We start from the raw sequence: 23,071 nt of genomic DNA, 5'->3' as shown, positions 1-23,071 counted from the left end.
AACCCTTCGTCCGTACGTCAGAGAGATCCGAGTTCGCTGTCCAGGGCGTCGAAGAGCTCGTCGTCCGTGGCCGTCAGCAGTGCCGTGTCGTCCGCCCGCTCCGGGCTCGCGCCGTGGTCGCCCGTCAGCCGCCACACCAGCGACTGCAGCCGGTCGGCGATGCCCGGCGGCAGCTCGCTGCCGGGCTGCTCGCCCAGCAGCGTCCGCTCCAGCCGGTCCAGTTGCGCGGCCAGGGCCTGCGCGCCGTCGTCGGCGCCGACCAGTTCCGCCACCAGATGGGCGGTCAGCGCGGCGCAGGTCGGGAAGTCGAAGACCACGGCCGCGGGCAGTCGCAGGCCGACGGCCGCACCGAGCCGGTTGCGCAGTTCGAGGGCGGTCACGGAATCGAAGCCGAGTTCGGTGAACGCCCGTTCCGCGGCGACGGCGTCCCCTCCGGTGTGCCCGAGCGTCGCCGCCACCTCCGCCCGCACCAGGCCCAGCACCAGCTCGTGCCGGCCCGCCGCGGACAGCGGTGCCAGCCGCTCACGCAGGAGCGCGAGCACGTCCCCGTCCGGCGTACCGGCGCTCTCGGCCTCCTCGGTGGCCGCGCGGGCCTCCGGGATCTCCGTCAGGAACCTGCTCGGCCGCAGCGCGGTGTAACTCGGCGCGAACCGCTGCCAGTCCATGTCCGCGACCGACAACGCCGTCTCGCCGTCGGCGAGCGCCTCGCCCAGGACACCCAGCGCCGTCCGGGGAGCCATCGCCCGCAGACCGCGTCGTGCCAGCTCACCAGCCGCCGCGGAACGCGCCAGCATGCCGCCGTCCGCCCACGAACCCCAGGCGACCGACGTGGCCGGCAGCCCCCGGGCCCGCCGCCGGTGGGCGAGCAGATCAAGATGGGCGTTGCCCGCCGCGTACGCGGCCTGCCCGCCGCCGCCCCACACCCCGGCGTTGGAGGAGAAGAGCACGAACGCGTCCAGCTCACGATCGGCGAGCAGCTCGTCGAGCAGCTCCGCTCCCACGGCCTTCCCCGCCACCACCCGCCCGTAGCCGTCGGCGTCGGTGTCCTGGAACGGCGTCGCCTCCTGCGGCAGCCCCGCCGCGTGGAAGACCGCCGTCAGCGGGACGTCCTTCGGCACCGCGTCCAACAGGCGCTCGACGTCGGCGCGTTCGCCCAGATCGCAGGCGACCACCGACACGCCCACCCCGGCCGCGGTCAACTCCTCCGCCAGTTCGGCGGCGCCGGGCGCCGCCGGTCCGCGCCGCCCGGCCAGGACGAGGTGCCGCGCGCCACGTCCGGCGAGCCAGCGGGCCACATGGGCGCCGATCCCGCCGGTGCCGCCCGTGACCAGCACGGTGCCGCGCGCCCGCCACTCGGGCGCCATGCCACCACGAGGCGCGGGCACCAAGCGCCGGGCGTGCACACCGGAGGCGCGCACCGCCACCTGGTCCTCCACGGCGCCACCGCTGAGGACCGCGGCGATCTGGCCCGCCGTCCGGTCGCCCGGCACCGCCGGAAGGTCCAGCAGACCGCCCCACAGGCGCGGCTGTTCCAGGCCCACGGTCCGGCCCAGGCCCCACACCTGCGCCTGGGCGGGGGCGAGCGGGCCGTCATCCGGCAGACCGGTCGAGACACCGCCCCGGGTGACCGCCCACAGCGGCGGCGGGACCGCCGCGCCGGACAGCGCCGTCGCCAGGGCGAGTGTCCCGGCCACACCCAGCGGCACCGCCGGATGCTCCGGATGCGGCCGGTCGGCGAGCGCCAGCAGCGACACCGCACCCGCCGGCGGCTCCTCCGCGCCCTCCGCGATCAACTGCGCGTACTCCTCGGGTCCCGCGCCGGCGGGGTCGGCCACCACCTGCCGCACCCGCGCCCCGTGGCCCGTGAGCGCCTTGTGACACAGTTCGGCCGCCGCGTCCTCCTCGTACCCCTCGGGCACCACCAGCAGCCAGGTCCCCGACAACGCCGGGGCGGGCGGCTCCGGCACAGGGCGCCACTGCACCCGGTAACGCCAGCCGTCCCCGAGCGCACGCTCCTCGGACCGCGTCCGCCAGGCCGCCAGGGCCGGCAGCACCTCGGCCAGCGGGGTGTCGCCCTCGGCCGCTTCGAGTTGCAGCGTGCGGGACAGGCCCGCCACGTCGCCCTCCTTGACGGCCTCCCAGAACGCCCCGTCGTCGCCCTCGGCCCGCGCTCGCAGCCTGCGGCCGGCGGGGGACTCCTCCAGCCAGTAACGCCGCCGCTGGAAGGCGTAGGTGGGCAACTCCACCGGCCGGGGACCGTGCGGGGCCGTCAGCACCGCGATGCCGACCGCGGCGCCCTGGACGTGTGCCCGGGCCACGGCCTCGACCAGCGACCCCTCCGCGTCGTGGTCCCGGCGCAGGGTGCCGGTGGCGATCACCGGCACGCCCAGCGCGTCGGCCGTCTCCTGGACCCCCGCCGTCAGCACGGCATGCGGGCTGCACTCCACGAACAGCCCGTGCCCGTCCCGCAGCAGCTCCCTCGTGGCCTCCTCGAACCGGACCGGTTCGCGCAGGTTCCGGTACCAGTAGCCGGTGTCCAGCTCCGCCGGGTCCAGCGGGCCCCCGGTCACCGTGGAGGCGAAGACGGGCCCGGAGGCCGTGGGCGCCACCCCGGCCAGCTCCGCCAGCAGCCGCTCCCTGATCTCCTCGACCTGAGGAGAGTGGGACGCGTAGTCCACCGGCACCCGGCGGGTACGGATCTCCTCGGCCGTGCACGCCACGGCGAAGGCGTCCAGCGCCTCGGGGGTGCCCGAGAGGACCACGGAACCCGGTCCGTTGACCGCCGCCACATGGACGTCCAGCCCGGCGATCCGCTCGGCGACCTCGGCCGCGCCGCGCGCCACCCACAGCATCCCGCCCCGTCCGGCCAGGGCGGTCAGCGCCCTGCTCCGCAGCGCCACGACGCGCGCCGCGTCGGCCAGCGACAGCGCCCCCGCGACGTACGCGGCGGCGATCTCCCCCTGGGAGTGACCGATCACCGCGTCGGGCCGCACCCCGTACGACTCCCACACCGCGGCCAGCGACACCATCACCGCGAACAGCGCCGGCTGCACCACGTCGACCCGGTCCAGCGAGGCACTGCCCGGCCGTTCCTCCAGAACGTCCAGCAACGACCAGTCGGTGTGCGGCGCCAGCGCCTCGTGGCACTCCCGGATCCGGTCCCGGAAGACATCGTTCACCGCGAGCAGGCCACGGGCCATACCCGGCCACTGCGACCCCTGGCCAGGGAAGACGAACACCGTACGGCCGGGCCGGCCGGCCGTCCCCAGCAGCACGTTCCGTGCGCTCCGCCCGTCGGCGAGCGCGGCGACCCCGTCGAGCAACTCCTCCGCCGTACGGCCCACCACGGCCGCGCGATGCTCGAAGGCACTGCGGGAGGTGGCCAGCGCGTGCGCGACGTCCACCACGGAGCCGGCGGACCGCGCCGTCAACCGCCGGTGCAGCCGCTCGGCCTGACCGCGCAGCGCCTCCACGGACCGGCCCGACAGCAGCCAGGGCACGACCGGCCACGCCCCACCGTTTTCGGGTGCGTTCCCGTCGGCGTCCCGGCCCGCCGGGTCGTGCCGCGCGGGCGCGGTGTGCGCCGGCTCCGGCAGATCCGCGTCGTGCGCCCCCGTCCCGGACGCGGCCGGCCCGGCGCCGTGCGGGTCCGTCTCCGCCACCGCCTGCTCGATGATCACGTGGGCGTTGGTCCCGCTGATCCCGAACGACGAGACCGCCGCCCGGCGCGGGCGCCCCACCTCCGGCCACGGCTCGGCGCGCGACGCCAGCCGCACCGCGCCCGCGGACCAGTCCACCTGCGTCGAAGGCCGGTCCACGTGCAAGGTCCGGGGCAGCACGCCGTGCCGGATCGCCTGCACCAGCTTGATGATGCCGGCGACGCCCGCGGCCGCCTGGGTGTGCCCGATGTTGGACTTCACCGAACCCAGCAGCAGCGGCTGCCCGGCGGGGCGCCCGGCGCCGTACGTGGACAGCAGGGCCTGCGCCTCGATCGGGTCGCCGAGCCGGGTGCCGGTCCCGTGTGCCTCCACGGCGTCCACGTCGGCCGTCGACAACCGGGCGTCCGCCAGCGCGTCCCGGATCACCCGCTGCTGGGAAGGACCGTTGGGCGCGGTCAGCTGGCTGCTCGCGCCGTCCTGGTTGACCGCCGACCCGCGCAGCACCGCGAGCACCGGATGCCCGTTCGCCCGCGCCTCCGACTCCCGCTCCAGCAGCACCAGGCCGGCCCCCTCGCCCCACGCCGTACCGTCCGCCGCCTCCGCGAACGCCTTGCAGCGGCCGTCGGGAGCCAGCCCCCGCTGCCGGCTGAACTCGATGAACACGCCCGGGCTCGCCATCACCGTCACCCCGCCGGCCAGCGCCAGTGAGCACTCCCCGCGCCGCAGCGCCTGCGCCGCCAGATGCACGGCCACCAGCGACGACGAGCAGGCGGTGTCCACGGTCACCGCGGGCCCCTCCAGGCCGAAGGTGTACGCGACCCGCCCCGACGCGATGCTGCCCGCGCTGCCGCTGCCCAGGTACGGCTCGTACTCGCGCGGCACCGCATGGAACAGCCGCGAGGCGTAGTCGTCGTACATCACCCCCGCGAAGACCCCGGTACGGCTGCCCTTGAGTGTGCGCGGATCCAGCCCCGCCCCTTCGAACGCCTCCCACGCCAGCTCCAGCAGCAGCCGCTGCTGCGGGTCGATGGCATACGCCTCACGCGGGCTGATCCCGAAGAACTCCGGGTCGAAGTCCCCGGCGTCGTACAGGAAGCCGCCCTCACGCACATAGGAGGTCCCGGTGTGGTCCGGATCCGGGTCGTACAGCGTGTCCAGGTCCCAGCCGCGGTCCGCGGGGAACGCCGAGACGGCGTCCCGCTCCTCGGCGAGCAACTGCCACAGATCCTCCGGGGAGGCCACACTCCCCGGATAGCGGCAGCTCATCGCCACGATCGCGATCGGTTCACGCCCGGCGGACTCGCTCTCCTGCAGCCGCTGCCGTGTGCGCTGCAACTCGGCGATGGTCCGCGCCAGATAGTCGCGCAGCCTGTCTTCGTCCGCCATCGGAATGTCGCTCCCTCGGAGATGTCACCGGGTGTCGGATGGTTCGTCGGTCGGATCAGCTGATGCCGAGGTCGTTGTCGATCAGGTCGAACAGCTCTTCGTTGCTCGCCGTGCGCAGCGAGTCCACCGCCGGTACGGCCTCGGTGCCGGTCCCGGACTCCAGGTCTGCCAGCAGGTTGCGCAGCCGGATGGTCATGTCCACCCGCCAGCCGTCGTCCGGCGCCCGGTCGGCCAGGGACCGGGCCAGCCGCTCCACATCGGCCGGCCCGGGCCGGTCCTCGGCCGTCCGGGCCTCGCCCAGCTCCGTGTCCAGATGACGGACCAGCGCCTGCGGACTGGGATGGTCGAAGACGAGCGTGCTCGCCAGCCGCAGCCCGGTCCTGGACTGCAGCCGGTTGCGCAGCTCCAGCGCGCTCAGCGAGTCGACGCCCAGATCGAGGAATCCGCGGTCCATGTCCACGGCGGCGGGCGAGCCATGACCCAACAGCGTCGCGGTGAGCGACCGCACCAGGTCGGCGAGGGCACGCTCGCGCTCCGGCCCCGGCAGCCCCGCCAGGTCCCCGGCGGGCCCCAACTCGTCGGCCGGCCGGGGCCGTACCGTCGGCACCGCCACCAACTGCCGGAGCAGTGAGGGCGGTTCCTCTTCGGCGGCCCGAGCCCGGACCGCCGCCAGATCCAGCCGGGCGGCGACCACCACGGCCGTCTCCCGGGCCACCGCCGCGTCGAACAGCGCCAGCCCCTCCTCCGGGGACAGCGGGACGAGCCCGGAGCGGGCGATCCGGCCGCGGTCGGCCGCGGCGAGCGCGCTGGTGAGAGCGCTCTCCTGCGCCCACAGGCCCCAGGCGAGGCTCGTCGCGGAGCCGCCCGCGGCACGGCGGTTGTGCGCCAGCGCGTCCAGGAAGACGTTGCCTGCCGCGTAGTTCGCCTGGCCCCCGCTGCCGGTCACCCCGGCGATCGACGAGTACAGCACGAAGGCGGCCACCTTGTGGCGTTCGGCGAGCCGGTGCAGCTGCCAGGCCGCGTCGATCTTCGGCCGCAACACCGTGTCGAGCCGCTCCGCGGTGAGCCCGGTGACCAGGCCGTCGTCCACCACGCCGGCGGTGTGCACCACCGCCGCGACCTTCCCGGCCCGCGCGAACAGCGCCTCCGCGGCCCCCGGTTCGGCCACGTCACAGGCCGCGAACGCCACCTCCGCGCCCAGTGCGGTCAACTCGGCGTGCAACGCCGCCGCGCCTGGCGCCTCGGCCCCACGCCGCCCGGCCAGCAGGAGCCGCCGCACACCGTGACGCTCCACCAGATGCCGGGCGAGCCGGCCACCGAGGGCACCCGTACCACCGGTCACCAGCACGGTCCCGTCGTCGGCCGCGCCGGGGAACGGCACCGGTTCACCGGCCCCCGCGGCGAGCCGGACCAGCCGTGGCACCAGAACGGTCCCCCCGCGCAGGGCGACCTCGGACTCACCGGCCGCCCGTGCCGCCGACAGGGCGGCGAACAGGGCCGTGACCGAGGTGCCGCCGCCCGCCGGCGCGTCGACGGGGGCCTCGGTGTCGACGAGCACGAAACGGCCCGGGTTCTCGGTCCGCGCCGAGCGGAGCAGCCCCCACACCGGGGCGTGCACCAGATCCACCACCGCGTCCGCCGCGGTGGCCACCGCTCCCCGCGTCACCACCGCCAGCCGCGCGGCGGCCAGCCGCTCGTCGGCCAGCCACTCCTGTACCAGCGCCAGCAACCGGTCCAGGACCGCCCGCGCGGCGGTCGCCACGTCGGCATCCGTGCCGCCCGGCGCGGACCACACCGGCAGTACGACCGTCCCCGGGACGGAGGCCCCCGCCGCCACCGCGGCGCGCAGCCCGGCCAGGTCCTCGAACCACCTCACGTCCGCACCGGCGGCGCGCCATTCCGCAGGCACTGCGCCGAGCAGCGCCCATGACCCGTCCGCCGCGCCGCCGGCAGCGAGGGCGGTCGACCACGACACCTCGTAGAGCGCGTCGCCCGGTCCGCCTCCCGCAGCCGCCAGAGCCCGAGCCGACACCGGCCGGAGCGTCAGCGAGCCCACACTCAGTACCGGCGCGCCGGCCGGGTCCGAAAGAGTCAGCCGGACGGCCTCCGGTCCGACGGGCACGACCTCCACCCGGACGGCGGCGACTCCCGGCCGGTGCACCGTCACGTCCGACCAGGCGAACGGCAGCCGCACCGCCTCGTCCGCGCCCGGCAGGAAGCTCAGCACGTGCAACGTCGCGTCCAGCAGGGCCGGATGGACCAGGAAGTCCCCGGCGGCCCTGGCGGCGTCCTCGTCCAGAGCCACGTCGGCGAACAGCCGCCCGTCGGACTGCTGCCACACCTGGCGCACGCCCTGGAAGACCGGACCATAGGCGAGCCCGAAGTCCCGCAGCCGTTCGTACAGGCCCGAGGTCTCCAGCGGCACCGAGTCCCGGGGCGGCCACGCCACAGCCGCGGCCTCCGGTTCGGCGGGCGCGCCGGCCGGGACGAGTGTGCCGGTCGCATGGCGCAGCCACTCGGCCCCGCCCACCCGCGCGTGCACCTCGACGGAACGCCGCCCGTCGGTGTCTGCGTCCCCCACCACGACCTGGACGTCCACGGCGCCCTGCTCGGGCAGCACCAGCGGTGCCTCGACGGTCAGTTCCTCCACCCGGTCGAGGCCCGCGCGTGCCGCCGCGTGCAGGGCGAGGTCCAGGAAGGCGGTTCCGGGCAGCGCCACCGCGCCCAGCACCGCGTGATCGGCCAGCCATGGGTGAGTCTCCAGCCCGATCCGCCCGACGAGCACGTGCCCGCCCCGGCCCGCGATGGCCAACTCCGCACCCAGCAGCGGGTGCCGCGCACCGTCGAGCCCCAGCCCACCGGCGTCCTTCCGTACCTGCGGCACCCGAATCCAGTACGACGCCCGCTGGAACGGATACGTCGGCAGGTCGCGCAGAGGCGTCCCGGACACCTTGGCACCCCAGTTGATGGGGGTGCCGTGGGTGTGGAGGTGGGCGAGGGTGGTGGTGAGGTTTGGGTGGTGGGTGGTGATGGTGGTGGGGTTGTCGAGGGTTTGGTGGATGAGGGGGGTGAGGGTGGGGGTGGGGGTGAGTTCGAGGTAGGTGGTGGTTCCGGCTTGGTGGAGGGTGTGGATGCCGTGGTGGAAGCGGACGGCTTCGCGGATGTGGCGGACCCAGTAGTCGGGGGTGAAGTCGTGCACCAGTTCGCCGGTGAGGTTGGAGGCGATGGGGGTGGTGGGTTGGTGGTAGGTGAGTTCTTCGGCGACGGTTTGGAATTGGTCGAGGATGGGGTTCATGTGGGGGGAGTGGAAGGCGTGGCTGACGTGGAGCTTGCGGGTGCGTCGGCCTTGGTTCTTCCATCGGTCGGCGATTGCGGTGACCGTGTCGTCGTCGCCGGACAGGACGAGGGAGTGGGGGCTGTTGATGGCGGCGATGGAGACGTGGTCGTTCAGTTCGGTCTGGAGTTCGTCTTCGGTGGCTTCTATGGCGATCATGGTGCCGCCGGTGGGGAGTTGTTGCATGAGGGTGGCGCGGGCGGTGACCAGGCGGGCGGCGTCCGACAGGGTGAGGACTCCGGCGGCGTGGGCGGCGGAGATTTCGCCGATGGAGTGTCCGGCGAGGTAGTCGGGTCGTACGCCGAGGCTCGTCAGGAGCGTGAACAGGGCGGTGTGGTAGGCGAAGAGCGCGGTCTGGGTGTAGAGGGTCCGTCCTAGGAGTTCGGTGTCGTCGCCGAACATGACCTCGCGCAGGGGTTGTTCGAGGTGGGGGTCGAGGAGTGCGCAGACTTCGTCGAGGGCTTCGGTGAAGACGGGGTAGGTGTCGTACAACTCCCGTCCCATGCCCGGCCGTTGTGAGCCCTGTCCGGAGAACAGGAACGCCACCTTCGGTGCGCCCACCGCCGTACCGCGTATCACCCCCGGTGTGTCGTCGTGGCCCTCGGCCAATGCCGAGAGGCCCGCGAGCAGTTCCTCTCGGGAGGTGCCGATGACCGCGGCCCGTTCCTCGAAGGCCCCACGAGATGTCGCGAGTGCCGTGGCGGCCGCCGTGAGGTCGGGCTCCGGCCGGTCGGTGAGCCAGGTGCGCAGCCTGTCGGCCTGCGCGCGCAGGGCGGGCGTGGACGCGCCGGAGAGCAGCCAGGGAACGCTGCCCGGCCCCTGGCCGGAGGAGGCAGGCTCCTCGGGGCCGGGCGGTTCCGTGGCCGGGGCCTGTTCGATGATGACGTGGGCGTTGGTGCCGCTGATCCCGAAGGAGGAGACCGCGGCCCTGCGCGGCCGGTCGACAGTGGGCCACGGGGTGTTCTCGGCGAGCAGCGAGACGGCGCCGCCCGACCAGTCGACCTCGTCCGACGGCCGGTCGATGTGCAGGGACTTGGGCAGCACGCCTGCCCGCAGCGCCTGGATCATTTTGATGATGCCGGCGACGCCTGCGGCGGCTTGGGTGTGGCCGATGTTGGACTTCACCGAGCCGAGGTGGAGGGGGTGTTGGCGGTCCTCGCCGTAGACGGCGATGAGGGCCTGTGCCTCGATGGGGTCGCCGAGTCGGGTGCCGGTGCCGTGGGCTTCGACGGCGTCGATGTCGGTGGGGGTGAGGCGGGCGTTTTCCAGGGCTTGGCGGATGACGCGTTGTTGTGCGGGGCCGTTGGGTGCGGTGAGTCCGTTGGAGGCGCCGTCCTGGTTGACGGCGGAGCCGCGGACCAGGGCGAGGACGGGGTGGCCGTTGCGGCGTGCGTCGGAGAGGCGTTCCAGGACCAGCAGGCCCGCGCCCTCCGCCCACCCGGTGCCGTCGGCGGCCGCGGCGAAGGGTTTGCAGCGGCCGTCGGGGGACAGTCCCCGCTGCCGGCTGAACTCGATGAAGGTGGCCGGTGTCGCCATCACCGTGACCCCGCCGGCCAGCGCCAGTGAGCACTCGCCCCGGCGCAGCGACTGTGCGGCGAGATGGAGGGCGACGAGGGACGAGGAGCAGGCCGTGTCGATGGTGACGGCCGGTCCCTCGAGGCCGAAGGTGTAGGCCACCCGACCGGTGGCGACGCTTCCGGCGCTGCCGATGCCGACGTCCCCCTCGAACCCCTCGGGCGCCGGTGACAGCCGGGAGCCGTAGTCGTCGTACATGACACCCGCGAACACGCCGGTACGGCTGCCGCGCAGGGACGTGGGGGAGATGCCGGCGCGCTCGAACGCCTCCCAGGCGACCTCCAGCAGCAGCCGCTGCTGCGGGTCGACGGCCAGCGCCTCGTGCGGGCTGATCCCGAACACCTCGGGGTCGAAGTCGGCGGCCTGGTACAGGAAGCCGCCCTCCCGGGTGTACACGGTGCCCTCGTGGGCGGGATCGGGATCGTAGAGCCGGTCGAGGTCCCAGCCCCGGTCGGTGGGAAAGCCCGACACGGCGTCCCGGCCGGCCGCCACCAACTCCCACAGGGCCTCGGGGGTGTCGGCGCCGCCCGGGAACCGGCAGGCCGTGCCGACGACGGCGATCGGCTCCTGCTCCAGGGACTCGGCCGCCTGCAAGCGGCGCCGCGCCTGGTGCAGATCAGCCGTGACGCGCTTGAGATACTCGCGGAGCTTCTGCTCGTTGGTCGTCATCTGTGCCCCCTAAGCCAGGACCGGTGGAATCCCTCGCACCGCTACGGCGGTCGTCAGTGCGCGGCTTCCTGGAGAGCGGACTCCAGAAAGGCGACCTGGGCCGGCCGGTCGCCGCACATGCGCAGCGCCGACAGCAGCGTCCACAGCCGGATCTCCTCGACATGCTCGGGCGACCCGTGGACGTCGTCCTTCTCGATGAGTTCCAGCCGGTCGAGGGTCCGGTGCAGCCGGGCCGGGTCGGTCGGCGGGATGATCTCGTCGCGGCTGCTGGCCGCGTAGGCGACCGGGATGTCGAGGGCGCCGAGTTCGTCGTCGGTCAGCGCCCAGTCCCGCAGTTCGTCGGCCAGCCCGGCCCGCCGGGTGCCGGTGAGATGGGCCAGCGTGTCCAGCGTGAGGGTGGGCACACGGGCCTGCCAGCGGGTGTCGGCGAAGAAGTCGTGAACCGGTGCCCCGGTGGTGACCACGCCACGGATCCGCTTGTCGTGCACCGCCGCGCGCAGCGCCAGATGCCCGCTGAAACTGAGTGCGACGGCGTAGGTGCGGCTCACGTCGGCCCGGTCCGCCAGCGCGTCCAGCACGGCGGGGATCATCCGCCAGCTGTCGCTCCGGTACGGCAGCGTGTTCTCCCCGACGCCGGGCAGCTCCGTGACCACACCCGCCATGTCGAGCTGGGGAGCCTGGGCGAGGGCGGGAGCGTACTGCTCCTTGGTGCTGACGATGCCGCCCATCAGTAACAGCAGCGGCTTGGGTTGCTCGGTGGACAGACCACCGGCCCAGCAGCGGACCAGGCCGTCGGGCAGGTCGACGTCGACGCGGGTGAGACCGGGAATGTCCTTGCGCCAGGTGTCGAACGCGGCCACCGCGTTTCGCGCCGCGGATCGCCGGGTTTCCCCGGCGGGATAGGGGAATCGTGCAATATTGTAGAAACGAAAGGCCTCGAATGGGCGACCGTCGGCAAGCTGGAGATCGCCCGCGCGGCTCCATTCGGCAACCCATGATCCGGGCCCGCCCTCACCGTCGTCCTCGATTCGTCCGAGTACGTCGAGGTAGGCGGACGGTGGAATCCCCTGGGTGCGCGCATGCACCACGACATGCTGTTTGAGTTCGTCGAGGTCGTTCACGAGCGCCTCCCCGGGTGATGGTCGTCCGGTCATCCTGGGAAAGTTCCCTAAAGCGCAACTAAGGGTCCGGTGAACCATCGAATTCCACTGATGGGGAAGTCGCTGAAGCGCGGCTAAAGCCCGGCTCAGGTACGGCCGCGAACCGCGCCGTACGGGTTTTTGCTGATGTGCTCCCCGGCCATCAGGTGCATTCTCCTGATGCCCATGGCGTCATTGCGGTGCGCCGTTGCGAGGAGGAGCAGCGAAGTGAACAGTGGTCGGGGCCGAACAGTGCAACGGGGAGCGGGCGTCGTCGTCGCGCTCGGACTGCTCATGGGGGCGGCGGCGTGTGACGGCGGGGACGGGAACTCCGCCACCACGTCCACCCGGCCCAGAGCGGGCGGAACACTCACCTACGGATCGGTACAGCAGCCCAGTTGCCTGGACCCGGGCTTCGCGCCCGACACGGCCACCGGCATGATCGACCGCAACGTCTTCGACTCCCTGGTGTCCGTCGGCACCGACGGAACGGCCAAGCCATGGCTCGCCACCAGCTGGAAAGAGGCTTCCGACGGCCGCAGTTACACCTTCAAGCTGCGCCCGGGCGTCCACTTCCAGGACGGCACCCCGTTCACCGCGGCCGCGGTGAAGGCGACCCTGGACCACGCTGTCGATCCCAAGACGAAGTCCCTCAACGCGGCGTCGCTGCTGTCCGCCTACAAGGGCAGCACCGTGCTGGGGACGCTCAGCGTCCGCATCGACCTCGCCAGGCCCGACGCCGCCCTGCTGGAATCCCTCGGCTCGCCCTACCTCGGCATCCAGTCGCCCAAGTCGCTGCAGAGCAAGCCCTGCCTGCACCCGGTCGGCACCGGGCCCTTCACGTTCGTCAGCTGGACACCCAACAAGGACCTCGTGCTCAAACGCAACGAGTCCTACCAGTGGGCGCCTCCCGGCACCGCCCACACCGGGCCGGCCTATCTCGACGGCATCCACTACCAGTTCGTAGCCGACGACACCGCCCGCTTCGGCGCGCTCACCAGCGGCCAGCTGGACGTCATCGAGAACGTGCCGGCCTCCGACGCGAAGACGATCAAGGCAACCGGAACTGCCGTCTTCCACAAGACCGACTCACCGGGACAGGTCTACGGACTGCGCCTGAACAGCGCCCGAGGGCCGTTCGCCGACGAGCGGGTGCGTCTGGCGTTCATGCGTTCACTCGACCTCGACGCCCTCGTCAAGTCGGTCTACTTCGGCCAGTACGAACGGGCGTGGAGCCCGCTCACCCCGGTCACTCGCGGTTACGACGCGAGCCTGAAGGGTTCCTGGCCGCAGGACACCGCGCTGGCCGGCCGAATGCTCGACCAGGCCGGCTGGACCGGCCGGGACGCGGCCGGCTACCGCACGAAGGACGGCAAGCGGCTCACCGTCTACTGGCGCACCGGTGCGCAACTCGACCGTGACCAGCGCGGCACCGTCGCCCAGGGCATCGTGGCCGACGCGAAGAAGGCCGGCATCGACGTCCGGTACGAGTCCGAGGACACCGGCACCTTCGCCAAGAACATCCTCTCCGGCAACCTCGACATCTGGGCCGGCAGCAACCAGCGCGCCGAACCCGACGTCCTGCGCTCGTCGTTCGCCTCGTACGAGACGCTGGCCAAGGGCGGCGGCAACATCTTCGGCCTCAAGGACGCGCGGCTCGACAGCCTGCTCGACGGCGCCATCGCCACCACCGACTGGACCGTACGCGCCAAGAACTACGCCGAGGTGCAGAAGTACGTCGTCCAGCACGGTCTGGAAGTACCCGTGCTGGTGCCGGCGAGCCTGCTCGCGGCACAGCGCAAGGTGCACGGCGTGGCGTTCAACCCGGACTCGACGCTGAGCTTCTACGACCTGTGGCTCGGCTGAGATGGGACGCGTCCAGCTACTGCGCTGGCTGGCCCGCCGGCTGTGCACCGGAGTCCTCGTGGTCTGGGGCGCCGCGACCGTCGCCTTCGCGGCGTTGCACATGGTGCCCGGAGACCCCGTGGTGGTGCTTCTCGGCGGCTCCACACCCAGCTCCGAGGTCGTCGCCCAGACCCGTCACGAACTCGGTTACGACCGCCCGGTGACCGTCCAGTATTTCGACTACCTCGGCCACCTCGCACGTGGTGACCTGGGCCAGTCGTTCCAGCTGCATCAGCCGGTCGGGAAGGTCATCGCCGAACAGCTGTGGCCCACCGCCCAGCTCACCGCGGTCGGCTTCACCCTGGCCCTGGCGGGCGCGCTGGTCCTCGCCCTGGCCGGCACCGGGCACCCGGTGCTGCGCCGGGTCGGCGCCGGTCTCGAACTGCTGATGATCTCGGCACCGGGCTTCTGGGTCGGGGTGCTGCTGCTGTCCGTGTTCTCCTTCCGGCTGGGCCTCTTCCCGGTGGTCTCCGGCGACAGCGCCTCCGGGCTGGTCCTGCCGGCCGTCACCCTGGCACTCGGCCTGATGGGAACCTTCGCCCAGGTGATGCGGGAGGGCCTGGACCAGGTCCTCACCGAGCCGTTCGTGCTCAGCTCCCGGGCCCGCGGCAGCACCGAGACCACCGTCCGGCTGCGGCACGCGCTGCGCCACGCCCTGCTGCCGGTCATCACCCTGTCCGGCTGGGTCGTCGGCGCCCTACTCGGCGGATCGGTCCTGGTGGAGACCATCTTCAGCAGGCAGGGCATCGGCCGGGTGATGGCCGGTGCCATCACCGGACGGGACCTTCCCCTGGTCACGGGGATCGCCGTGGTGTCGGCCGTCGTCTTCACTCTCGCCAACATCGCCGTCGACCTGCTCTACCGCGTGGTCGACCCGCGGCTGCGGGAGGTCGCGCCATGACCGCCACCACCGTCGCGCCGACCGCCGCGGCCTCGCCCGCGCGCACCGGGCGGCTGCGCGGGCTGCGCCCCGGGCTCGCCCTGTGCTGGCTGGTGCTCGCCCTGGTCGCCGTCGCCACCCTGTGGCCTCATCTGCTCGCCCCCGGCGACCCTGACGCCACACACGTCACCGAGGCCCTGCGCGGACCCGGCGGCGGCCACCTGTTCGGCACCGACCAGCTCGGCAGGGACGTCTACACCCGGGTGGTGCACGGCGCCCGGATCTCCGTCGAGGTCGGCGTCGGCTCGACCCTGCTCGCCCTGGGCCTCGGCACGGTCGTGGGCGGCCTCGCCTCCCTCGGCGGCCGGTGGGCGGACGAGGCACTCATGCGGCTCACCGACGTGCTGCTCGCCTTCCCCGGAACCCTGCTGGCGCTGCTCGTCGTCGCCATGCTCGGCCCCGGCACCGGTCACTCTCTGATCGCCATCGGCCTGTCCGCCGCCCCCGGCTTCGCCCGGCTGGTACGCGGCCAGGCACTGGCGATCCGGGACGCCGACTACGTCCGCACCACCGTCACCTTCGGCTGCGGCAGGCCGGCCGCCTATCTGCGGCACCTGTTGCCCAACGCGCTGCCGCCCCTCCTGGTGCTGGCCACCATCAACGTCGGCGTGTCGATCATCGCGGGCGCCTCGCTGAGCTTCCTCGGGCTCGGACCCGCCGCCCCGACCCCGGAGTGGGGCGCCATGCTCGCCCAGGGAGAACCGTTCCTCGCCGTCTCCTGGGCGGTGGCCGTCTTCCCCGGGCTCGCCGTCACCGCGACGGTCGTCGCGGTCAACGTGGTCGGCCGCGACCTCCAGCGCCGCCTGGCCGGAAGGGACCTTCATGCACGACCGTGACGCGACCTTGGGGAAACGTCCGCCGGACGGTACCCGAACCCTCGCCCGGCCCGGCGGCGCACTGCTCTCCGTGACCGGGCTGCGGGTCGCCTTCCCCGGTCCCGCCGGGCCCGTCGAGGCGGTCCGGGGCGTCAGCATCGACGTGGCGGCCGACGAATGCCTCGCGGTCGTCGGCGAGTCCGGTTCCGGCAAGAGCGTCACCGCACGCGCCCTGGTGGGGCTCGCCGGACCGCACGCCGACGTTCGCGCCGACTCCTTCACCGTGGCGGGCGAGGACGCCACCGCCTTCCGCGCGGCCGACTGGCGGCGGATCCGCGGACGCCACGTCGGGCTCGTCGTCCAGGACGCCCTCACCTCACTCGACCCACTGCGCCGGGTCGGCGCCGAGATCGCCGAACCACTGCGCACCCACCGCCTGGACTCCTCGCCCGCCCGGATCCACGCCCTGCTCGACGCCGTGCACATGCCCGAACCCGACGTCCGGGCGCGCCAGTACCCCTTCCAGCTCTCCGGCGGACTGCGCCAACGGGCCCTGATCGCCTCCGCCCTGGCGGCCGAACCCGGCCTGCTCATCGCCGACGAGCCCACCACCGCTCTCGACGTCACCGTGCAGGCACGCGTCCTGGACCTGCTCGGTGACCTCAAACGCGCCGGTACCGGCATCCTGCTGATCAGCCATGACCTCGCCGTCGTGGCCCGTCTGGCCGACCGGATCGCCGTGATGTACGCGGGACGGATCGTCGAGGAGGGGCCTGCGGCCCAGGTGCTGGGCGCGCCCCGGCATCCGTACACCCGCGAACTGCTCGCCGCGGTGCCCGCCACCCACACCCGGGGCACCCTGCTGGCCGCCACCGTCGTCCGCCCGGCCGGTGACCGGGAACAGCGAGGATGTCCCTACGCCCACCGCTGTGTGCTCGCCGCCGACCGCTGCCGCACCGAGGCCCCCCGGAGCGTCACCGTCGGTGCCGGCCACCGGGCACGCTGTCTGCGCACCGACGCCGGGTGGCAGCCCCCCGCCCGCACCGGCGCCCGGCGTACCAGCACACCGGGCGACGTCATACTGGAGGCCGACGGCGTCGGCAAGTCCTTCCGCGGCCCCGACCACGAGCTCCGCCCCGCCGTCCGCTCGGTCTCCTTCACACTGCGCCGGGCCGAAACCCTCGGCCTGGTCGGCGAATCCGGCTCGGGCAAGAGCACCGTGGCCCAGATGGTGCTCGGCCTGCTCGAACCGGACCACGGCACGGTCCGGCTGCGAGGCCGCCCCTGGTCCGGGGTGCGGGAGGCCGTACGGCGACCGGACCGCCACCGGGTGCAGTTCGTCCCCCAGGACCCGCTCAGCGCCTTCGACCCCCGCTACACGGTCGAACGCGTCGTCGGCGAGGCACTGGGCGCGTCGGGCCGCTGGTCCGCACGCCGCAACCGCGACCGCATCGGCGAACTCCTGCACCTGGTCGGGCTGGACACCGCCCTGCTCCAGCGGCGGCCCGCGCAGCTCTCCGGAGGCCAGCGGCAGCGCGTCGCCATCGCCCGCGCCCTTGCTCCGGAGCCGGACGTGCTGATCTGCGACGAGCCGGTCTCCGCGCTCGACGTCTCGGTCCAGGCACAGATCCTCGACCTGCTGACCGGCCTGCGCGAGGGGATGGGCCTGTCCTGCCTGTTCATCTCGCACGACCTCGGGGTGATCCACCACGTCAGCGACCGGGTGCTGGTCATGCGGGCCGGCGAGATCGTCGAACACGGCCCGGTCGAGCGCGTCTACGGAACTCCCGAACACCCCTACACCCGGGAACTGCTCAGCGCGCTGCCCACCCCCGAGGACGGGCTGGCGGGGTGACGGGCTCCAGCACAAGGGCGGTGCCGCGGCCGGAAGTCGCCCCCGGCCACGGCACCGCCCTTCGCCCTACGTCCGTACGGACGCCCGCCTCACTCCGCGCCGGCCACCGCCGACTCGGCGGAGACCTGCAGCGACGCGCACACCTCCGCCAGCAACTCGTACGAACGCACCCGCGCCGCGTGGTCGTGCACGATCGTCAGCGCCATGATCTCGTCAGCACCCGATGCCCGCACCAGTGCTCCCAGCGACTCCCGCACCGTGTCGGGCCCGCCGATGAACTGCGGTACGAAGGAGTCCTTCGCCATCCGCCGCTCCGCCGCGGAGAACGGCTCGTGTTCGGCCTCCTCCGGGCTCACGTACGGGCCGAGCTTGCCCCGGAGCATCTTCAGATGCGCGATCTCCAGGGAGGCGGCCAGCCGCTGGGCCTCGGCATCGCTGTCCGCGAGCACCACCACGGCCGCCACCAGCGCGTACGGCTCCTGCAACCACTGGGAGGGCCGGAAGGACCTGCGGTAGAGCTGCAGTCCCGGCACGGTGTTGTGCGGGGTGAAGTGGTGCGCGGACGCGAACGGCAGACCGAGCTGGGCGGCGATCCGTCCACCGCCCCCCGAGCCGAGGATCCACACCGGCGGCCACTCGTCCGGGATCGGGTTGGCCGAGATGGGGTTCTCCCCGGTGGCGTAGCCCAGGATCTCCCGCACCTGGTCCGGGAAATCCGCGCCGTCCCGTGCGTCACGGCGCAGTGCCCGTGCGGTCACGGGGTCACCACCGGGCGCCCGGCCCAGGCCCAGGTCGATCCGGCCCGGGTGCAGGGCCGCCAGCGTTCCGAACTGCTCCGCCACCACCAGCGGCTGGTGGTTGGGCAGCATCACACCACCGGAGCCCACCCTGATCGACGCGGTCGTCGCGGCGACCTGCCCCGCCAGCACGGCAGGGGAGGAGCTGGCGATGCTCCCGGTGTTGTGGTGCTCGGCGAGCCAGTAACGGTGGTAGCCGAGCTCCTCGACGCGCCGGGCCAGATCGAGGGTGTTGCGCAGTGCCTGCGCACTGCTGGAACCAGACATGACAGGCGCTATGTCGAGCACCGAGTACCGGATGCGGTTCAACTGGCTCATCAGGGGATTATTTCCTTCTGCGATCGGTTCATGAGCGGCTCAGGACTTTTCCAGCGCGAACGCGGACTTGATCCACTTGCTGGACTCCACGGCGACCGCCACCGCGCGCTGACCCGAGGTCATCCGCGGCAGCAGCCGCTCCAGTTGGAAGAACGGCAGGGCGTTGCCGGTGTTGCCGATGTCACGGACCACACTGATTTCGGTCGCACTCGGCACCTCCATGGCCTGGACGATCCGCACCGTCATCCGTCCCGACAGCTGCGGTGGGAGCAGATAGTCCAGGTCGTCGCGCTTCCACCCCAGCTCGTCGAGGAGTTCGCCCAGGACGTCCACGGCCAGCACCGGCACCAGTGCCTCGATGGCCTTGTAGTCCTCGGTCGTCCCGGACCTCAGCCGGTGGCGGTCGGCCACGCCGAACCAGTCCACCATGTGCCCCGACGGGCGGCCGCCGCCGGCCAGCCGGACCCGGACCTCGCGCAGGACCACGGAGTCCTCCCGAGGGGTCCGGCCGAGCACGACCGCGCCCGCCCCGTCGCCGAACATCACGGCGTTGACCAGTTCGGCCTGGTCGAGCTTGCGCGGGTCGACCGACAGGTCGTAGTGCTTGGCGCACACATCGCCACCGAGCACCAGAGCCGTGTCGTGCCGGCCCGCGAGCAGCAACTGCCGGGCCACGTCGAGTGCCTGGAGGGCACCCGAGCAGCCCGACTGGAGCTGGTAGCTGGGCACGTCGTCGATGCCCAGCCGGTCGGCGATCACGTTGACGGTGGCCGGCATCAGCTGGTCGGGCGACGAGGTGCCCATCACGACCAGATCGACCTCACCCGGCTCGACCCCGGCGGAGGACAGGGCGCCGGCCCCGGCCGTCGTCCCGAGGTCGGCCAGCCACTGGTCGACCTCACCGGTCTCCAGATCCACCGACAGATGCCGGGTCCTGGTACCGATGAACGCCTCGACCCACTGCTCCCACGCCTCGCCGACCTGGAACAACCGGGCGAGCACGGAATTGTCCAGCGCGGGACCGGGCAGCGCCGTTCCCACACCCAGCAGATGCGTGTCCACGTCCCCATCGCCTCCTTGATCGGACCGGACTCGGTCAGGCCTCGTAACCGGGGAAGAAGACGAACCGCACATCGGTCAGGAGCTTGGCGTTGGCCACCCGGACCTCGCGCAGCCCCAGCAGACCCTTGTAAGCACCGCCGGTGCCGATGATGGGGGCCCGCGTGATGCCGCCCTGGATCGCCTGCGTGGTGTCCAACGGCCCCTCGTACACCGCGGTGCCGTCCGGGAGGGTGATCTCCTCCCGGTACCAGCTGAAGAAGTGCCCGTCCGACTCGCGCTGGTAGACGGCCTCCGCGCGACCCTGCACCTCGCCGACCTTCTTCCCGTCGGCGTCGATCAGGTGGTCGTAGTAGGTGCCGAAGTCACCGATCTTCACACTGTTGTAGTCCCCGCCCTCGACGGCGTCCTGGTCGACGCTGTTGACCATCTTCAGTTCCTGCGTCACCTCCGTCAGCGGGCCGATGACGATGAGATCGGTCGTCTGAACTGCCATGATCCCTCTTCTCTGGGTTGTGACGGACTGTGCCGCCCACCGGGCGTCCGCCTCGGTCGGTCCGTTGCGACGGAGCAGGCACAGCCATCTTGGGAGACGGAGCTAAAGTCGGTCTTGGGAACCGCTATCGACCACCGGACCGGCCCGCCCCGGACGGCGGGACCCGGGCTGCCGGGCCCCGCCGCAGATCAGTCGGAGCCGAGCTCCTCGTCGATGAAGGCGAAGATGTCCTCGTCCGACGCGTCGTCCATGCGCGACAGCAGCGACGAGTCCGTCTCGTCGGCGCCGTCCGCGCCATCGGCGTAAGAGCCCGCCGGACCGCCGTGCGGCTCCAGCACGGCCAGCAGCCGGCTCAGGCGCGCCGCCACCCGGCTGCGCGCACCCTCCGACACGCCCGGATCCTGAGCGGCGGCGAACACCGCCTCCATCCGCTCCAGTTCGGCCAGCAGCGAGGCGTCCTTCGGTGCTCCCTCGGCCGCGCCGATCTCCTCGGCCAGCTGCTCGGCCAGCCGGGCCGGCGTCGGATGGTCGAAGACGGCCGAACTCGGCAGCCGCACCCCGACCGCACCGTTGAGCCGGTTGCGCAGCTCCACCGCCATCAGCGAGTCGACGCCCAGATCGGTGAAACCGCGCTCGGCCGCCACCAGAGCCGTCGACGAGTGCCCCAGCACCTCGGCCGCCGTCGTCCGCACCAGTTCCAGCAGCGCCGACCGCCGGGCCGGTGGGGCGAGTCCGACCAGAGTCCGCCGCAACACGTCGTCACCGGAGGGCTGTTCACCGCCCCGAGGCGCCGACCGCACAAGACCGCGCAGCACGGGGGCCAGACCGCCGTCGGCCAACCGGTCGGCCAGCACCGCGCGGTCCCACCGCACCGGTGCCACCACGGCCGCGGCCCGCGCCGCAAGGACGGCATCGAAGAGGCCCAGCCCCTCTTCCCGGGAGACCGCCAGCACACCGGTACGAGCCAGCCGTGCCGTGTCCGCCGCACCGAGCGACTCCGCCATGCCGGTCTCCGCCCACGGGCCCCACGCCATGCTCACACCGGGCAGTCCCGCCGCTCGCCGGGCCTGGGCCAGGGCGTCGAGGAAGGCGTTGCCGGCCGCGTACGCCGCCTGCCCCGCGGTACCGACCACGCCGGCCAGCGAGGAGAACAGCACCAGCGAGCAGCGCGGGCCGATGAGTTCGTGCAGATGCCAGGCCGCGTCCACCTTGGGCCGCAGCACCGCGGAGAGCCGCTCCGGGGTCAGCACGCCGACCACCCCGTCGTCCCGGACACCGGCGGTGTGGACGACGGCGGTCAGCGGGTGTCCGGCCGGCACCGCCGCGAGCAACTCCTCCACCGCCGCCCGGTCGGCCATGTCGCACGACCGCGTGGCCACCTCCGCGCCGGCCGCGGTCAACTCCGCCACCAACGCGCGGTCCACCGCCCGTCGGCCGGTCAGCAGCAGCCTGCGCACCCCGTGCTCCGCCACCAGATGCCGCGCCACCACCGCGCCCAGCGCGCCCGTGGCCCCGGTCACCAGCACCGTGCCCGCGGGGTCGAGGGCGCCACCGTCCGGCTCGCCCTCCGGCCGCTCCGGCATCAGGCGCGGCACCAGCACCTCGGCACCTCGCACCGCCACCTGGGGCTCCCCGGTGGCCAGCGCCGCCGCGACCGCGTCCGCCCCGGCACCGTCGTCCAGATCCAGCAAGGTCACGCACCCCGGATCCTCGGCCTGCGCGGAGCGCAACAGCCCCCACACGGCCGCCGCCGCCGGATCCGGCGCGTCCCCGGCCACTCCGCCGGTCACCACGACCAGCCGCGCATCCGGTGACCGCCCGGCCGACCGCCAGGACCCGAGCAGCGCCAACACCTCACGCGTCAGCTCGTGCGCCCGCGCCACCGGCTGCCCAGGCACGGCCGATGCGGCGACCGTCCCCCCGCCCCCCACCGGGGCGAACACGACCAGCGGACCGTCGGCCGCCACGGGCAGCTCCGCCACCCGCCGCGCACCTGCCAACGCCGTCGGCGCGCGCCCGGCACCGTCGAACAGCACCCAGGGCGGGCCGGCCTCCCCGAGCACCGCGGGCGCCGGCACCCAGCGCAGGCCGAACAGCGCATCGGGTGCCACCGCGGCCAACGGCCGCACGACCAGCCCCCGCACGCCCGCCACGGGCCGGCGCTCCTCGTCGACGAAGTCCAGCTCCCAGCGTCCCGGACCGCTTCGCGTGATCCGCACGAGCGCCGACCGCACGGGCCGAAGGGCATCGGAGACCGACACCCCGTCCCATGCGAACGGCACCTGGGCTCGCCGTCCGTCACCGTCCGAGGCGATGGCGTGCAGCGCCCCGTCCAGCAGCGACGGATGCAGTGCGAACCCGGTCGCGTCGAGCCCCTCCGGGAGAGCAACCTCCGCGAAGACCAGGTCCGCGCCGTGCCGCCAGGCCCTGCGCAGCGTCCGGAACGACGGACCGTACTCCAGACCGCGCTCGGACAGTTCCCCGTACAGCGCGTCGACGTCCACCGGCACGCCGTCGCCGGGGCGCCAACCGCTCGCGTCCGGCCGGTCGCCGCCGATCTGCGCAGCGGTCCCCAGCACACCGCGGGCGTGGCACACCCACGGCTCGGCGCCACCGACCGGCCGCGCGTGCACCGAGACCGCCCGTCGGGACGCCTCGTCGGCTACCCCGACCGCCACCTGGAGGTCGATCCCACCGTCACCGGACAGGACCAGCGGAGCATCGAGGGTCAGCTCTTCCAGAACGCCGCCCCCCTGCAACGCCATGTCCACCAGCGCACTGCCCGGGACCGTCACCGTCCCCAGCACCGTGTGGTCGGCGAGCCAGCCGTGCGACGCCTCCGACAGCCGGCCCGTGAACAACGCGCCGCCGGGCGCCGCCAGTTCCACGACCCCGTCCAACAACGGATGGCCGTTCCCCGAACCACTCGGCCTAACGGGCGGCGGAGCGTCGAGCCAGTACCGCCGACGCTGGAAGGGGTAGGTGGGGAGGTCGGTGTGGGTGGCTCCCTGGAGGAGGGTGTTCCAGTTGATGGGGGTGCCGTGGGTGTGGAGGTGGGCGAGGGTGGTGGTGAGGTGTTGGTGGGTGGTGATGGTGGTGGGGTTGTCGAGGGTTTGGTGGATGA

11 protein-coding genes are annotated in these 23,071 nt (G+C 73.1%); 4 read left to right on the top strand and 7 right to left on the bottom strand.

The genetic code is table 11. The features are described from left to right. Positions 1-17: 17 nt before the first annotated feature. From ACFY0P_RS25490 to ACFY0P_RS25480, 3 genes are read right to left on the bottom strand one after another with little or no spacing between them, the layout of a single operon-like run. The gene (locus ACFY0P_RS25490) at positions 18-5,051 is read right to left on the bottom strand and encodes a type I polyketide synthase (RefSeq protein WP_388918158.1); all 5,034 of its coding nucleotides are present in this window, start codon (positions 5,049-5,051) and stop codon (positions 18-20) included. Between the two features lie 49 nt (positions 5,052-5,100). Continuing rightward, positions 5,101-10,623: a type I polyketide synthase gene (locus tag ACFY0P_RS25485; RefSeq protein WP_388917337.1), complete on the bottom strand. Its 5,523-nt coding sequence runs from the start codon at positions 10,621-10,623 to the stop codon at positions 5,101-5,103. A 53-nt stretch (positions 10,624-10,676) separates the two neighbouring features. Continuing rightward, positions 10,677-11,777 (bottom strand): alpha/beta hydrolase, encoded by a 1,101-nt coding sequence (locus tag ACFY0P_RS25480; RefSeq protein WP_388917334.1) that lies wholly within the window; start codon positions 11,775-11,777, stop codon positions 10,677-10,679. Between the two features lie 213 nt (positions 11,778-11,990). Here ACFY0P_RS25480 and ACFY0P_RS25475 point away from each other — a divergent pair, with 213 nt between their 5' ends. Genes ACFY0P_RS25475 through ACFY0P_RS25460 form a run of 4 tightly spaced genes read left to right on the top strand, consistent with a single transcriptional unit; the run spans position 11,991 to position 17,277 of the window. Continuing rightward, entirely contained in the window at positions 11,991-13,628 is a 1,638-nt protein-coding gene (locus ACFY0P_RS25475) for an ABC transporter substrate-binding protein (protein WP_388917331.1), read from the top strand. A gap of 1 nt (position 13,629) precedes the next feature. Continuing rightward, the gene (locus ACFY0P_RS25470; protein ID WP_388917328.1) at positions 13,630-14,568 is read left to right on the top strand and encodes an ABC transporter permease; all 939 of its coding nucleotides are present in this window, start codon (positions 13,630-13,632) and stop codon (positions 14,566-14,568) included. Then, entirely contained in the window at positions 14,565-15,443 is an 879-nt protein-coding gene (locus ACFY0P_RS25465; RefSeq protein WP_388917326.1) for an ABC transporter permease, read from the top strand. Before ACFY0P_RS25470 ends, ACFY0P_RS25465 begins: the two co-directional genes overlap by 4 nt. After that, the gene (locus tag ACFY0P_RS25460) at positions 15,430-17,277 is read left to right on the top strand and encodes a dipeptide ABC transporter ATP-binding protein (protein WP_388917323.1); all 1,848 of its coding nucleotides are present in this window, start codon (positions 15,430-15,432) and stop codon (positions 17,275-17,277) included. The genes ACFY0P_RS25465 and ACFY0P_RS25460 overlap by 14 nt, the downstream gene beginning before the upstream one ends. Positions 17,278-17,366: 89 nt before the next feature. Here the strand turns inward: ACFY0P_RS25460 and ACFY0P_RS25455 are convergent, their stop codons facing one another. From ACFY0P_RS25455 to ACFY0P_RS25440, 4 genes are all read right to left on the bottom strand, one after another. Further along, complete coding sequence (locus tag ACFY0P_RS25455) at positions 17,367-18,392, bottom strand: LLM class flavin-dependent oxidoreductase (RefSeq protein WP_388917320.1); 1,026 nt, start codon at positions 18,390-18,392, stop codon at positions 17,367-17,369. A gap of 39 nt (positions 18,393-18,431) precedes the next feature. Then, positions 18,432-19,454, bottom strand: coding sequence for a 3-oxoacyl-ACP synthase III family protein (locus ACFY0P_RS25450; RefSeq protein WP_388917317.1), 1,023 nt, complete (start codon positions 19,452-19,454; stop codon positions 18,432-18,434). 34 nt (positions 19,455-19,488) lie between these two features. Continuing rightward, a complete protein-coding gene (locus ACFY0P_RS25445; protein WP_388917314.1) occupies positions 19,489-19,947 on the bottom strand; it encodes a hypothetical protein in 459 nt (152 codons plus the stop codon). A 188-nt stretch (positions 19,948-20,135) separates the two neighbouring features. Continuing rightward, positions 20,136-22,847 carry an SDR family NAD(P)-dependent oxidoreductase gene (locus ACFY0P_RS25440; protein WP_388918155.1) on the bottom strand — a complete coding sequence of 904 codons (2,712 nt, stop codon included), beginning with the start codon at positions 22,845-22,847 and terminating at the stop codon, positions 20,136-20,138. Between the last annotated feature and the right edge of the window lie 224 nt (positions 22,848-23,071).

The sequence above is a fragment of the Streptomyces sp. NPDC001714 genome (genome assembly GCF_042892755.1).
Lineage (GTDB): Bacteria > Actinomycetota > Actinomycetes > Streptomycetales > Streptomycetaceae > Streptomyces.
Note: the sequence above shows the minus strand (reverse complement) of the source record. Positions and strands in the feature narration are given on the sequence as shown.

Excerpts from the sequence above, each read along its gene's own strand:
- ACFY0P_RS25445 (WP_388917314.1), bottom strand. The coding sequence starts at position 19,947 with ATGGCAGTTCAGACGACCGATCTCATCGTCATCGGCCCGCTGACGGAG.
- ACFY0P_RS25470 (WP_388917328.1), top strand. The coding sequence starts at position 13,630 with ATGGGACGCGTCCAGCTACTGCGCTGGCTGGCCCGCCGGCTGTGCACC.
- ACFY0P_RS25485 (WP_388917337.1), bottom strand. The coding sequence starts at position 10,623 with ATGACGACCAACGAGCAGAAGCTCCGCGAGTATCTCAAGCGCGTCACG.
- ACFY0P_RS25480 (WP_388917334.1), bottom strand. The coding sequence starts at position 11,777 with ATGACCGGACGACCATCACCCGGGGAGGCGCTCGTGAACGACCTCGAC.
- ACFY0P_RS25460 (WP_388917323.1), top strand. The coding sequence starts at position 15,430 with ATGCACGACCGTGACGCGACCTTGGGGAAACGTCCGCCGGACGGTACC.
- ACFY0P_RS25455 (WP_388917320.1), bottom strand. The coding sequence starts at position 18,392 with ATGAGCCAGTTGAACCGCATCCGGTACTCGGTGCTCGACATAGCGCCT.
- ACFY0P_RS25465 (WP_388917326.1), top strand. The coding sequence starts at position 14,565 with ATGACCGCCACCACCGTCGCGCCGACCGCCGCGGCCTCGCCCGCGCGC.